This window comes from Sporosarcina thermotolerans (assembly GCF_042658975.1).
GTDB lineage: Bacteria > Bacillota > Bacilli > Bacillales_A > Planococcaceae > Sporosarcina > Sporosarcina thermotolerans.
The window spans coordinates 32,868-45,733 of sequence record NZ_JBHSRM010000015.1 but is presented as its reverse complement, the minus strand read 5'-3'; the positions used below and the strand labels follow the sequence as shown (position 1 = coordinate 45,733).

Here is a 12,866-nt window from a genome sequence, read left to right as displayed (position 1 = left end):
AATTATTGTGAATGAAATAAAAAGTCGCATAGAACTGGGACATTTTACATATAAGATAAATGGAAAAAAGGGGTATTCAAGTCTCATGAAATATGTTATTCTAATAGAGAGATAATTCGGATTATATAAATCTGATGAGAGATATGGGGTATTTATATGAGAAAACATAATCTTGTTTGGATTGCAATTGTTGGAGCTTGTTTATTACTTCTAGTTGGGTACAACGGCCAGACAAAACGGGTACATCAACCGAATATGATGAGTATTGCTCATAGGGGCGCCTCCGGTTTTGCGCCAGAAAATACCCGATCAGCCTTTTTAAAGAGTGTCGAACTTCAAGCGGACTATTTGGAGTGCGACGTTCATCTATCAAAAGATGGAGAGCTCATTATCATGCACGACGAAAGAATCGACCGGACAACGAATGGAAGCGGTTTCATAAGTGATTATACATTGGCCGAATTAAGGGAGTTTGATGCTGGAATTACGTTCAGTGAGGAATTCAAAGGTGAGTCAATCATGACCCTTAACGAGTTATTGGATGAATTCTTTGACCAAATCGGTTTATTAATAGAATTGAAAAATCCCGAAAAAAATCCGGGTATTGAAGAAAGTGTTGTATCGTTATTAAGTAAATATGATGATTTAAGTTCAATCATCGTCCAGTCATTTGATATCGAATCAATGAGGAAAATGCAATCCTTGCTGCCAGAACTAAACGTAGCAGTCTTAGTTCGTCCCGCAGAATCATTTTTATCTGATAGTAAATTGGATGATTTAACATCCTTTGCATCTTTCGTAAATTTCAATGTCTCCTTTGTAAACAAAAGCATGGTGAATAAAGTCCAACAGCGAGGAAGCAAGGTCCTTGTTTGGTCGAAAAGTGACAAGAAACTCGTCTCGAAAGCCCATAAGTATGGAGTCGACGGAATCATTTCCGATTATCCTTCATGGCGCATCAGCGAACAGATCTATCTCGTACAAGAATAAGTAAGTAATCAAAACCGGAATACTGCATTCCGGTTTTTTGCTTGCATAAAACACTTTATTCCAACGGATTAACTGAAAATATATAGTATGATAGACGGACTGGAGGAGATATACTATGAAAAATGGAAAATCATATAGAATTATTTGTCGAACAGTCTCTTTGAAGGGAGCTGTGAAAGATGATCATACACATTTTATATGAAGACAATCATTTGCTTGTTGTCGAAAAACCCGTGAATTTACCCGTTCAAGCCGATGAAAGCGGCGATGCAGACCTACTTACTCTATTGAAAGAGGATTTGAAAAAGCGCTATCAAAAGCCTGGAAATGTCTATCTTGGATTGGTTCATCGACTGGATCGTCCGGTAGGGGGTGTTATGGTGTTTGCCAAAACATCCAAAGCTGCTTCTCGCTTATCCGATGTATTACGAAAAAGGGAAATGGAAAGGACTTACCTAACCGTTGTGCGTGGAAGTTTGAAGAAGAATTACGATGTATTGGAACATCATTTATGGAAAGATACGAAAAAGAATAAAGTGCATACGGTTAAAGCTGGACATCCGGATGGAAAAAAAGCCATCCTTCAGTATGAAGCAATTGAAGAAATGGACGGTATGAGCCTATTGAATGTCCGTCTACACACAGGCAGATCCCATCAAATCCGCGTTCAATTGGCTGCAGTTGGTACCCCTCTTTACGGAGACCAAAAATACGGGCAACAAGTGAATAAACCTGGCCAGCAAATTGCTTTATGGGCAAATACCCTCGAATTCCCTCATCCGACAACAAAGGAATTAATGAAATTCGAATCGATACCTCCTTCCGTGCATCCGTGGACTATTTGGGAGAGAATAAGTGATCGAACTGTCACCGTATAAAGTTAAAGCAGGTCATCCGGTTGATTGACATAGAAATTCCATAACCCTACACTTAGAATGAGAAAATTAGTTGGAGGAAATTATGACAAATCCGTTTATCCCGATTATTGTAGGAACCGATATTAATGCATACAATATGGCAATCTCCTTTCATGAGGCATATGGAATACACCCTATCCTCGTTGGAAAAGAACCACTATCCTTTACAAGCTTAAGCACAATCCCCGGAGCGATTGAACTGTTTCCGAAGCTTGGGGAAAAGAAAGAATTTGCAGCTATTCTGAAACAAGTCGCATCTAAATACAAAACTCCGGGGAAAAGATTGCTCCTGATCGGCACAAATGACCTTTATGTACGCCTCATTATTGAGAATCGAGATGCCCTCTCCAAAGACTTTGTATTCAATTATATCGATGAAGCGTTAATGAATAACTTACTTGTAAAGAAAAATTTTTATAAACTATGTGAAGAGCATGGAATCGATACGCCAGCAACTTATTTTTATTCCTGTAAAAATGACGACCGCTTCACAGATGAAGTCATGTTCCCAGTTATCATCAAGCCAAGCAACGGCGTAGAGTATTATAAACACCCGTTTACAGGTATGCAAAAAGTCTATAAAGTCGACTCGTATGGGGAAATTCAAAAAGTAATTGAAACGATTAAAAAGAGCGGCTATCAAGATGACTTGATCATCCAGGATTTCATCCCAGGTGATGATACATACATGTGGGACTCCGTTTTTTACATTAACAGCAAAGGGAACACTGAGCTGATCACATTTGGACAAGTTGTACTTCAAGAGCATACTCCTACTGCTATTGGAAATTACACAGCAGTCATAACGAGATACAATGAAGAGATGATGTTGAAGCTGAAGGGCTTTTTAGAGGCGCTCAACTATGTGGGATATGCGAATTTTGACTTGAAATATGATCATCGTGACGGCAAATTCAAAGTGTTTGAAGTGAATATCCGTCAAGGACGTTCAAGCTATTATATAACGTCATGCGGTCATAATATGGCGAAGAATTTTGTCGATGACCTCATTTATAATGTCGAAAAGTCTCTAACATTATTGGATGAAAAATTCCTCTTTACGGTCGTTCCGAAAATTGTTCTTAAGAAGTTCGTTGACAATAAAGAAGTCCGGGAAGAGATTAAGAAGTTGTTAAGGGCGGGTAAATACACCAATCCATTGTTCTATAAAAGGGATAGAAGCTTCAAAAGAAAACTATATCTTTTATTGAGACAAATTAATTACTACCGTAAATATAAAAATAATAGCTGGGAATAAGAAAAGCGGAGGGCGGTGTTTAGCCAATCAAACAGCGAAGGGTTTGATTTGCCGTATTTCTGCGGATCTTTGCAGAAATTAAGGCATCCAACTGTGCTCCTAACGCTTCGCTTTTACTCGCAAAACCCGTTCTTCGTAACGGCTTTGGCTGCCGACCGAAGCTGGCCAAAAATATCTAAAACCCGATTGCAATCATGCAATTGGGTTTTTTTTAGTAAAGTTTACAGTGTTGTAGGTGGTGGAATAGAAAGGTGAATAACTCAAGGAGGAATTTTTCATCATGAGAAACCAAAACATCAAAACCACCAAATGGATTCAAAAAGAAACACAATCATTGAGAAACTTGTAAGCAAAGGCGTTTATAAAATTAATGGTAAACAATTATATGAGCTTTCCTTATATGAGTTGCTAAAACAGTATACAATGGGAATAGAGATAGAGTGAATCATTGGGGGGATAAGCTTGAACGGGAAATTGGAGAAATTTCGCAAGGAATGGTTAGAGGAAGCGACTATTCGTCAAATGCAACAGAAGATGGGGGACAATGAGATAAGTTCTGAAGAACTGGTGATCATGTATTTACAAAGAATTTCAGAGGTAGATCAAACGGTTAACGCTATCCTGGAAATTAATCCACAAGCACTCCAGACAGCTCGTTCACTCGATGAGGAGAGGCGTTCTGGAAAAGTACGCTCTCTTTTGCACGGAATACCGGTGCTGCTAAAAGATAATATGGATACTTCCGATAAAATGCATACAAGCTGTGGTTCATTGGCTATGAAAGATTATTTTGCAGAAGAAGATGCGTTTTTAGTAAAGAAATTACGTGAAGCGGGCGCAGTCATCCTTGGGAAGACGAATATGACAGAATGGGCGAACTTCATGTCTGACAGGATGAGGAATGGGTGGAGTTCCCGTGGAGGGCAAGTGAACAATCCGTACGGTCCTTTCGACGTTGGAGGTTCAAGTTCTGGAGCAGCTGCCGCAGTCAGTGCCAACATGGCAGCGGTTTCCATTGGAACGGAGACAAGTGGATCCATCATTAACCCATCCGCACAGAACGCACTTGTCGGTATAAAGCCGACAGTAGGTGCAATCAGTAGAAGCGGTATAATCCCGCTATCATTCACCCAGGATACCCCGGGGCCAATGGCGCGAACAGTAGAAGATGCAACGATAACGTTCAGTCTGATGATAGGTCATGATTCTGATGATCCGGTTACGAAAGGATCCGATTGTTATGCCGGAATAGACTGGCTATCGTTATTGGATCCTAAGGCGCTTATTGGTAAAAGAATCGGTATTGCCCGTTCTATTTTTGAACGTGAAATTTCGACAGAAAGAAAGGCGCAGTTCGATACCGTCCTAACTCAAATGGAAGCATTGGGCGCGGAAATTATCGATTCAATCGATTTAGGGGCGATGGAGGATGATTTAGGGTATAATGTCCTACTCTACGAATTCAAGGCCGCGTTGAATGCGTATCTTGGAAAAACCCCGATGACGAACCCGGTGCGAACCTTGTCCGATGTCATTCGATTCAATAAAGAGCATTCGGAAGAAACGCTTAAATACGGCCAAGTGATGTTGGAAAAAGTGGACCGAACAAGTGGAACATTGAAGGAACCTGCCTATATCGAGGCTTTAATTAAAAACCGTCATTTGGCAGGGGAAGTAGCCCTTGATAAAGCTTTCAATGAACACCGCATTGATTTTCTATTATTTCCGCAAGACCATGGATGCAGCTTCAGTGCAGCGGCTGGTTATCCGGCAATCACAGTTCCCGCATCTTTCACGGAAAAAGGAGAGCCTTTTTGTATTACAATGTGCGGACGGGCATTTGCCGAGCCGGAATTGATAGGGTATGCATATGCATTCGAACAACAAACATTGGTAAGAAGCAAGCCAAACGTATAAAAAATGTTGAAATGAAATGGAATCCAGTCCATTATGAGATAAGGTATAAGGAAAGCAGGGATGAGAATGTCCTTCTTGGAAAAAATGGACGATGTATTTAAGAACAAGTGGAAATTTGAACATGAGACGCCGATACAGTCACAAATGATTCCTGAATTGCTGAATGGCAAGGATATCGTAGCGGAATCTCCAACAGGAACAGGTAAGACACTGGCGTATGTATTGCCGATGCTTCAACAGGTAGATGGCGATAAAATGAAAACACAGGCACTGATCATGGCTCCCTCACAAGAATTAGCGATGCAAATAGTCAATGTCATTCGTGGTTGGGTGGAAGGAACAAGCATATCCGTCACTCAGCTAATTGGCGGTGCGAATATGCAACGACAGATTGAGCGGTTGAAGAAAAAGCCAACCATCGTCGTTGGAACACCTGGTCGATTAGTCGAACTTGTTAAAGCGAGACGATTAAAAATGAGTGATATTCGGTATATTGTCTTGGACGAAGGGGATCAGCTTCTTTCTCGTGAGTACAGAGTCATCGTTAAAGATCTGATCGAAGCAGCCAATACAGATCGCCAAGTGGCGGTTGTATCCGCAACCATTACAGATGAAATTGAAATCGTTGCGAAGAAGCTTATGAATGACCCGGTTCGACTAAAAGTATCCCTTGAAGATATGCCGTTGTCAGGAAAAGTGATACATTCATTTGTTAAAACGGAAGCCCGTGACAAAACTGATTTATTACGCGGCCTATCACATCTACCCGATATTAGAGCTCTTGCATTCATGAACAATGTCGATCAGCTTCGGATGAAGGAACTGAAATTACAATACAATGAGGCTCCAATCGCGGTTTTATATTCATCTATGAAAAAATTCGAACGCCAAGAAACGCTTGAACGTTTTCGTAAAGGTGAAATTCGTATTCTAATCGCGACAGATCTTGCAGCAAGAGGATTGGACATCCAAGGATTGACCCATGTCATCCACGTCGACGTCCCTCATACAATCGAGCAGTATTTACACCGCTCAGGACGTACCGGACGCGCTGGTGAGGACGGGGAAGTCCTTACGCTACTCTCTTACCCCGAAGAACGTTCGTATCGAAAGCTTGCAAAGGACTTCAAACCCGTTCAAAAGGTATGGTACAAAGGAAACCTTGCTGAAGGAAATTCAAAAACAGTCAGCGGTCAAAAACCAGTAACTAAAAAACCAAACAAAAAACAATAAAAAGGGCAATGCCAACTCCATCAAAGTGAATTGGCATGCCCTTTTTTGTATAGCTTATAGCTGAGTCAAAATAATTGGCTCATCCTTCGTAACAATAATCGTATGCTCAATTTGTGCAACAAGGGACTTATCCGGCGTAACAAACGTCCATCCGTCACCAAGCTCAATAATATGCTCGGCCTTCTCGGAAATGAATGGCTCAACCGCCAATACCATCCCTTCCTTCATCAACGTCTTATCCCACGCATCATAATAATTTAAAACATGCTGCGGATCTTCATGCAAAGAAGTGCCAATACCATGCCCAGTCAAATTCTTAATCACCTTAAGCCCATTATCCTTCGCTTCTCTTTCAACAGCTTTTCCGATCTGATTCAGACTGGAACCCGCTTTCACCTTCGTCATCGCACGGTCAAATGCACGTTTCGCAACATCACAAAGCAACTGTTTCTTTTCATCGGGTGTACCTACAACAAATGAAATGCCCGTATCCGCGAAATAACCGCCAAATGACCCTGAAACGTCAATATTGACTAAATCGCCATCTTGAAGGACACGCGATCCCGGAATCCCATGGGCAACTTCATGATTCACACTAATGCATGTGTATCCAGGAAAGTCATACTGATCGATAGGAGCCGAAACAGCCCCGCGTTCAGCAAAAAGACGTCCGCCAAGTTCATCAAGTTCTTTAGTTGTAATTCCAGGAACAGCCGCTTCCTTCATTGTCTCGCGTACTTCCGCGACAATCCGTCCAATTTTTTTCAACGCTTCAATTTCTTCATTGTTTTTAACAATCATTCTTTACAGGTCCCTTCTTCGAAACATACTTTTTCATCCGATTATATCATAACTATTCTAACCTGATGGCCCGTATGCTTAAATCATTTTAGGACTTTTACACCTTGGAAGACATTCCAAATGACGACAAATAAAAAGAGTAGACCATACAAAAGCATGAACAGGAAAGGAGCCAACCCCCAAAAGTCAAACTGTCCCGTCATCATCGTATGTATTCTGGATTCATATGATATGATTGAGAACGAAAAAAGGATAAACCCTGCAATCAGCAGTACAACCGGTGCCAAATGTGAAATTAGCGAGCGTTTGGCATGTCCTTTTACTTCGTGATCATCTGTGATGAAATAGACAATGGCTGGAAGTAGAAGAGGCGAAAAAAATATGCTGAAATAACATAATGCCGGTAGGATTTTATTGTTGGACATTGGCAAACCTCCCATAGTTTTCAAAAGCTTATAGAATCATCTTGCTATTATGTACCTTAACATATACAATGTATACGACAATTGAATTACACGACCACAAGGGGTGCCTTCATTGGCTGAGATTGGACATCTGTCCGGACCCTTCGAACCTGTAAGTTCATACTTGCGTAGGGATGTGGATGGAAACTGACATGTATTAACGATGTCTCGGTTCTATCCGGGATGTCGTTTTTTGTTGTAAAGAAAAAGTGACTCTGCTTTAAACGTAACCTTGATTGGCCCTTATTAAACTGTTGGCTCATATATTTTGCCTAACTTTTACTGATGGTCATCATGTGGAAGCAGTTCGATGTCTTTTCTTCTTCCGTATCCCTCCGACAAAAAAAGAGGAGGAATTTCAAATTGGATCGTAAACGTCTTCAGTTTTTATTAGAGGTTGCTATTTTTGGAGCATTATCATTCGTCTTGGATTTACTAGTACTTTTCAAAATGCCTCAAGGTGGATCAATCACATTATCTATGCTGCCAATCATCGTCATCGCATTCAGATGGGGAATACTTGGCGGAATGTTAACAGGGTTAATTACTGGACTGTTACAGGTAATTAGTGGGGCATATGTGTTGAATATCTACCAAGCGGCACTCGATTATTTTGTTGCTTATTCGCTGGTAGGGCTTGCTGCAGTTACTTTAGGCTGGTTGCTTAGCAGTAGAAAAACGGGGAATAAACAATCAATGGTTTCTGCCATAATAATAGGTACCGTCATTGGGGGCGTACTACGATTCCTTGCCCATTTTATCGGTGGAGTTATTTTCTTTGCCGAATTCGCGGGGGATCAACCAGTATGGTTGTATTCACTCGTGTACAACGCCTCGTATATGATACCTTCAATTATACTTTGTGCAGTTGTAGCAGTTCCCTTATTCACAACCGCTCCACGACTTATTCAAAGGGCGGCATAAAAAAAGGAGTAGGCGCTTGAAAAATCATGCGCCTACTCTATTTTTGATTTCCGTGTTTCTTCCTGAGAACAAGAAGATGCATGTAATGATTGTTGCACATAAGAAAATAGCAGCCGCTGATATGAACAACTCCTCGGTTCCGTTTTTAATAGCAATTCCAATGAATGCCCAAACAAAAACAAGATTCATTACATAATCTCGGTGATGGTACATAAAATGTAGTGCGAACGCAGTAGAAATGGTTAAGTAGATGACGGTCCAAAGTGGATCGCTCAGCCCCATCCCAGACCAATCGTTAATAATAAGTGTATAACTGACATTCATTATGGTAGATATGAAGCCCCATCCAACTAACAGACTGAACGGAATTCTCCCTAGTAATCGGTTGTCCCTTTTCGGATAGGAAAAGTAAAAAGCGAGCAATAAAAATAGAAGTGCAAGCTTTACAATGACCGCCCAGTTGAACAAACCGTAGTGCCATAAAAAAATCCAAGTGATGTGCAAAATGCTACATAGTATAAAAAGTGAAGCGACACGGTTTTGATACCTATAACTTAACTTTCGCCCCGCTTTATTGAAATTGAAAATCCAGTAAAAAAGCAGGACAACTACTACGCCCAAAATAAGCAGCACATAATCAGCAGGGATAAAGAGAACAGGTAATCTATTCGCGATTTCGCTTGTTGTAAACCCATTCAATGAAAAAAATCTTGCTATTACATTCACAATAATGACTGCGATTAAAGATAGCGTCATCATAATGGTTTTAGACATAATAAATCCTCCCTTTGAACAGTATACATAGGTTTTGTGGATCATGCGAAAGAAAGTATGAAATTTCCGTCACAAATCTAATATTTCGAATCCCGAAGATTCATGTTATAATTAAAAAAGCACTAATTACAAATTTTTTAGACGATTAGGGGGAATCAATCAATGAAGACAAAAGAAGAATATTCACAGGTATGGGATTTAGACGTTTTTTTCAAAGGGGGAAGTGCTTCAGAGGAACTTCGTCAACATCTTGACGCTGTAAAAGTACAAATTGGTACATTGGAAGAGCTTGCAAATACAACACAGACACCGGTATCCAAAGACGAAGCGGTTCAAGTTTTAAACGTTCTTGAGGAAATCACGAATACGGGTAAAAACTTAAGGGAAGCTGGAGCTGTTATTGGCTGTTTCACTGCAGCTGACATAAAAGACAAAAAAGCGCTTGTTCTTCAATCAGAAATGGGCTCAATGGGTGCACGATATTCAACAGTAATTTTGAAATTCCAACAAACGATTACAAAAGCAGAAGACAATGTGTGGAATGAATTATTGGAATCAGAACAGTTATCTCCATTTGCATTTGTTTTAAACGAGTGGCGCGAACAAGTAAAATTGAAGTTATCTGAGAAAGAAGAAAGTCTGATAACGGCGTTAAGCGTTGATGGATACAATGGATGGGGACAACTTTACAATCAATTAGTCGGAGACATTAAGATTGAAATGACTGTTAACGGAGAAGAGAAGAAACTTTCCGTAGGGCAAGCGAATAACTTAGGCTCCCATCCGGATGCGGCAGTTCGTAAGGAAGTATTTGAGAAACTTGAAGAGGCTTGGGAATCGAAAGAAGATTTCTTTGCTTCGACATTAAATCATTTGGCTGGCTTCCGTTTGGCGGTCTATGAAAAACGAGGATGGGATAATGTTTTAGCCGAGCCGCTAATGCGTAACAGAATGAGCCAAGAAACATTGGATGCAATGTGGGGAGCTATCGGCGCCAATAAAGCTCCATTCGCTGACTTTTTGAAGTACAAAGCGAATATGCTTGGTAGTGAAAAGATTAATTGGTACGACATGAGCGCACCTGTTACATCTTCAACGAAGGAAATGTCCTATCAGGAAGGGGCAGAATTTATACTTGAGCATTTCGGTAAATTTGGTCCTGAACTCGAGGCGTTTTCTCGTAAAGCATTCGAAGATAGCTGGATCGAAGCAGAAGATCGTGCGGATAAACGTCCAGGGGGCTTCTGTACAGGAATGCCGGTTTCTGAACAATCCCGTATCTTCATGACATATAGCGGTTCTATGTCGAATGTTGCTACACTTGCTCATGAACTTGGACACGCTTTCCATTCATACGCATTACGCCCAGTGCCTTATATGAATCGTCAATATGCAATGGGAGTAGCGGAAACGGCTTCAACATTCGCTGAAATGATTGTTGCAGATGCCTCTGTAAAAGCCGCTGAAACAGAAGAAGAAAAACTTGCATTACTTGAGGATAAAATCCAACGAAGTGTGGCATTCTTCATGAATATCCATGCGCGTTTCCTATTTGAAACTCGTTTCTATGAAGAGCGTAAAAATGGTGTAGTACCAGCTTCACGCCTCAATGAATTAATGGAAGAAGCACAACATGAAGCTTATGCTGGTGCACTTGATTCAACTCATCCGCATTTCTGGGCGTCCAAGCTACATTTCTACATTACAGGTACGCCTTTCTATAACTTCCCGTATACATTTGGCTACCTATTCTCCTTAAGCATCTATGCGAAGGCGCTAACAGAAGGAGAATCGTTTGAACAGAAGTATATGGCATTATTACGTGATACTGCTATCATGTCCGTTGAGGATTTGGCTATGAAGCATCTTGGTGAAGACATCACTAAGGAGGAATTCTGGGCTAAAGGTGTAGCTCTTTGCGTAAAAGATGTCGAAGAGTTTTTGAAAATAGCTTCCGAAGAAAGGTGAAGAAGCATTGATTCTGCTTGAAGGGCGAACTTGTTATTTACGTGTTTTGACAGAAGAAGACGCCGTCATTTTTACTGAACTTCTTATAGCGAATAAAGAGTATTGGACGGTTTTCGAGCCGCGACATGATCCGGGCTACTATACGGTTTCTGTCCAGCGAAATAAAATTAGGGAATCCCTCTATCAAATGAGAGACCGGCGTGAATATAACTTTGGGATATTTGACGCCGAAACAAGCAGGTTAATTGGCCATATTTCTCTTTACAGCATCAAAAGGCTTCCATTCTCAAGCGGCTTTGTCGGATATTCAATCGATGAACGGGAAACGGGTAGGGGCCTTGCAACGGAAGCGGTTCAAATTGTGACAAGATTCGCGTTCGAAACCGTTTCATTGCATCGGGTTGAAGCTTTCGTTTCCCCGAACAATATCGGCTCTGTCAAAGTCCTTGAAAATGCAGGTTATGTCCGCGAAGGCTTGCTTAGAAAGCTATTGTACATTAATGGGTCCTGGGAGGATCACTTTATGTACGCAAGCCTGGCCGATGATTATTGAAAGGGTAAGGCCGCCTGGCGGAAACTATTAGCTAAAATGAAAAGCCGATTCTTCTAGGGGTGAAGAATCGGCTTTTGTCTATAAATAGGAAAGACCTGTCGCCACTTGGCAGCTAACGTCCTTCGTATTTGTCTATCCATAGGAAATATTTAGATTCCCCGGGAAATATGGAATGTCATTTTCCGACAAGATACTCATATCCATTGGTAATAATATCTAATTGACCAGTGTGTGGATGGGCTACGAGACCATGTACAGGTACTTTTCGGTCCATGAGCGGGTGATTACGTACTTGATCAACACTACTCTTCACGCTTTGCGTGACATCATTAAAGCCACGCAACCAATCCTTCATATCAATTCCGGAGTACTTTAACGTGGTGAAAAGATTATTATCAATTCCACGTCCTACCATACTTTCAATAATACTATCTGTATCGATTGAACTCATACCGCAGTCATGGTGTCCAATAATGTAAACTTCATCAGCCTTTAATTCATAGATGGCAATTAAGATGCTTCTCATTACACTACCGAATGGGTGGGTAACAATGGCACCTGCACTTTTAATGATTTTGGCATCGCCGTTCTTTAAGTTCATTGCCTTTGGAAGTAGCTCTGTCAGCCTTGTATCCATACAAGTCAGCACAACGATTCGCTTATCGGGAAATTTCGTTGTTTCATATTCTTTAAATTCTTCATTTTGGACAAATTCTTTATTGAAATCAATGATTTCAGATAAAATCGTCATAAATACACCTCCAAATAGTAGCCTTTAACATAGTTTACATAAAAAAAAAAGGACTGCCAAGCGGCAACCCTTTTCATAGATTATTTTACTTCCGGTTTAGGATCGATTGTTACTGCATCGGAAGAATTAAGAGCTTTACTCAAATAGTGCATTGTAAAATAAGCTGAAATACCAAGGATAACAGCGTAACCGATAACTGTAGTGTACATTAAGCCCATAGTGAGACCCCTCTCTACAACGATTGTTTAATATACACCCATTATACTATAAATCAGAAATAATTAAAGAGTAGATTGAAATGTTTTTAGTAATTGTG

At 40.6% G+C, this 12,866-nt stretch carries 14 protein-coding genes and 1 riboswitch; of the genes, 9 read left to right on the top strand and 5 right to left on the bottom strand.

All coding sequences use genetic code 11. The features are described from left to right. Positions 1-156: 156 nt before the first annotated feature. From ACFPZG_RS13260 to ACFPZG_RS13235, 6 genes are all read left to right on the top strand, one after another. Positions 157-990 carry a glycerophosphodiester phosphodiesterase gene (locus ACFPZG_RS13260; protein ID WP_283734058.1) on the top strand — a complete coding sequence of 278 codons (834 nt, stop codon included), beginning with the start codon at positions 157-159 and terminating at the stop codon, positions 988-990. Between the two features lie 179 nt (positions 991-1,169). Next, positions 1,170-1,868 carry an RluA family pseudouridine synthase gene (locus ACFPZG_RS13255; RefSeq protein ID WP_317940958.1) on the top strand — a complete coding sequence of 233 codons (699 nt, stop codon included), beginning with the start codon at positions 1,170-1,172 and terminating at the stop codon, positions 1,866-1,868. Positions 1,869-1,950: 82 nt separating this feature from the next. Then, positions 1,951-3,165, top strand: a complete 1,215-nt coding sequence (locus ACFPZG_RS13250) for a carboxylate--amine ligase (RefSeq protein WP_317940957.1) — start codon at positions 1,951-1,953, stop codon at positions 3,163-3,165. A 309-nt stretch (positions 3,166-3,474) separates the two neighbouring features. Beyond that, positions 3,475-3,609 carry a Fur-regulated basic protein FbpA gene (gene fbpA, locus ACFPZG_RS13245; RefSeq protein ID WP_283734061.1) on the top strand — a complete coding sequence of 45 codons (135 nt, stop codon included), beginning with the start codon at positions 3,475-3,477 and terminating at the stop codon, positions 3,607-3,609. An 18-nt stretch (positions 3,610-3,627) separates the two neighbouring features. After that, positions 3,628-5,082: an amidase family protein gene (locus ACFPZG_RS13240; protein ID WP_317940956.1), complete on the top strand. Its 1,455-nt coding sequence runs from the start codon at positions 3,628-3,630 to the stop codon at positions 5,080-5,082. A gap of 66 nt (positions 5,083-5,148) precedes the next feature. Beyond that, entirely contained in the window at positions 5,149-6,315 is a 1,167-nt protein-coding gene (locus ACFPZG_RS13235) for a DEAD/DEAH box helicase (RefSeq protein WP_283734062.1), read from the top strand. 54 nt (positions 6,316-6,369) lie between these two features. Here ACFPZG_RS13235 and map read toward each other — a convergent pair whose 3' ends face one another. Together map and ACFPZG_RS13225 are read right to left on the bottom strand one after the other, a co-directional pair. Further along, positions 6,370-7,116: a type I methionyl aminopeptidase gene (gene map, locus ACFPZG_RS13230; protein WP_283734063.1), complete on the bottom strand. Its 747-nt coding sequence runs from the start codon at positions 7,114-7,116 to the stop codon at positions 6,370-6,372. Between the two features lie 83 nt (positions 7,117-7,199). Next, complete coding sequence (locus tag ACFPZG_RS13225; protein WP_283734064.1) at positions 7,200-7,541, bottom strand: DUF4870 domain-containing protein; 342 nt, start codon at positions 7,539-7,541, stop codon at positions 7,200-7,202. Positions 7,542-7,630: 89 nt separating this feature from the next. Then, positions 7,631-7,732, top strand: a riboswitch (TPP riboswitch). Between the two features lie 211 nt (positions 7,733-7,943). Here ACFPZG_RS13225 and thiT point away from each other — a divergent pair. Next, positions 7,944-8,504, top strand: coding sequence for an energy-coupled thiamine transporter ThiT (gene thiT, locus ACFPZG_RS13220; protein ID WP_317940955.1), 561 nt, complete (start codon positions 7,944-7,946; stop codon positions 8,502-8,504). A 24-nt stretch (positions 8,505-8,528) separates the two neighbouring features. Here the strand turns inward: thiT and ACFPZG_RS13215 are convergent, their stop codons facing one another. After that, positions 8,529-9,278 carry a tryptophan-rich sensory protein gene (locus ACFPZG_RS13215; protein ID WP_317940954.1) on the bottom strand — a complete coding sequence of 250 codons (750 nt, stop codon included), beginning with the start codon at positions 9,276-9,278 and terminating at the stop codon, positions 8,529-8,531. 162 nt (positions 9,279-9,440) lie between these two features. On the opposite strand from ACFPZG_RS13215, the gene ACFPZG_RS13210 reads away from it, so the two are divergent. After that, positions 9,441-11,246 carry a M3 family oligoendopeptidase gene (locus ACFPZG_RS13210; RefSeq protein ID WP_283734067.1) on the top strand — a complete coding sequence of 602 codons (1,806 nt, stop codon included), beginning with the start codon at positions 9,441-9,443 and terminating at the stop codon, positions 11,244-11,246. 7 nt (positions 11,247-11,253) lie between these two features. Further along, on the top strand, positions 11,254-11,799 hold the full coding sequence (locus tag ACFPZG_RS13205; protein ID WP_283734068.1) for a GNAT family N-acetyltransferase: 546 nt from the start codon (positions 11,254-11,256) through the stop codon (positions 11,797-11,799). A gap of 175 nt (positions 11,800-11,974) precedes the next feature. Here ACFPZG_RS13205 and ACFPZG_RS13200 read toward each other — a convergent pair whose 3' ends face one another. Beyond that, positions 11,975-12,550 carry a beta-class carbonic anhydrase gene (locus tag ACFPZG_RS13200; RefSeq protein WP_283734069.1) on the bottom strand — a complete coding sequence of 192 codons (576 nt, stop codon included), beginning with the start codon at positions 12,548-12,550 and terminating at the stop codon, positions 11,975-11,977. Positions 12,551-12,630: 80 nt separating this feature from the next. Beyond that, positions 12,631-12,768 (bottom strand): hypothetical protein, encoded by a 138-nt coding sequence (locus tag ACFPZG_RS13195; protein WP_283734070.1) that lies wholly within the window; start codon positions 12,766-12,768, stop codon positions 12,631-12,633. Between the last annotated feature and the right edge of the window lie 98 nt (positions 12,769-12,866).

Coding starts and splice junctions, on each gene's coding strand:
- ACFPZG_RS13255 (WP_317940958.1), top strand. CDS start 1,170: ATGATCATACACATTTTATATGAAGACAATCATTTGCTTGTTGTCGAA.
- ACFPZG_RS13210 (WP_283734067.1), top strand. CDS start 9,441: ATGAAGACAAAAGAAGAATATTCACAGGTATGGGATTTAGACGTTTTT.
- ACFPZG_RS13260 (WP_283734058.1), top strand. CDS start 157: ATGAGAAAACATAATCTTGTTTGGATTGCAATTGTTGGAGCTTGTTTA.
- map (WP_283734063.1), bottom strand. CDS start 7,116: ATGATTGTTAAAAACAATGAAGAAATTGAAGCGTTGAAAAAAATTGGA.
- ACFPZG_RS13235 (WP_283734062.1), top strand. CDS start 5,149: ATGTCCTTCTTGGAAAAAATGGACGATGTATTTAAGAACAAGTGGAAA.
- ACFPZG_RS13195 (WP_283734070.1), bottom strand. CDS start 12,768: ATGGGCTTAATGTACACTACAGTTATCGGTTACGCTGTTATCCTTGGT.
- ACFPZG_RS13215 (WP_317940954.1), bottom strand. CDS start 9,278: ATGTCTAAAACCATTATGATGACGCTATCTTTAATCGCAGTCATTATT.
- fbpA (WP_283734061.1), top strand. CDS start 3,475: ATGGATTCAAAAAGAAACACAATCATTGAGAAACTTGTAAGCAAAGGC.
- ACFPZG_RS13250 (WP_317940957.1), top strand. CDS start 1,951: ATGACAAATCCGTTTATCCCGATTATTGTAGGAACCGATATTAATGCA.
- ACFPZG_RS13225 (WP_283734064.1), bottom strand. CDS start 7,541: ATGTCCAACAATAAAATCCTACCGGCATTATGTTATTTCAGCATATTT.
- ACFPZG_RS13200 (WP_283734069.1), bottom strand. CDS start 12,550: ATGACGATTTTATCTGAAATCATTGATTTCAATAAAGAATTTGTCCAA.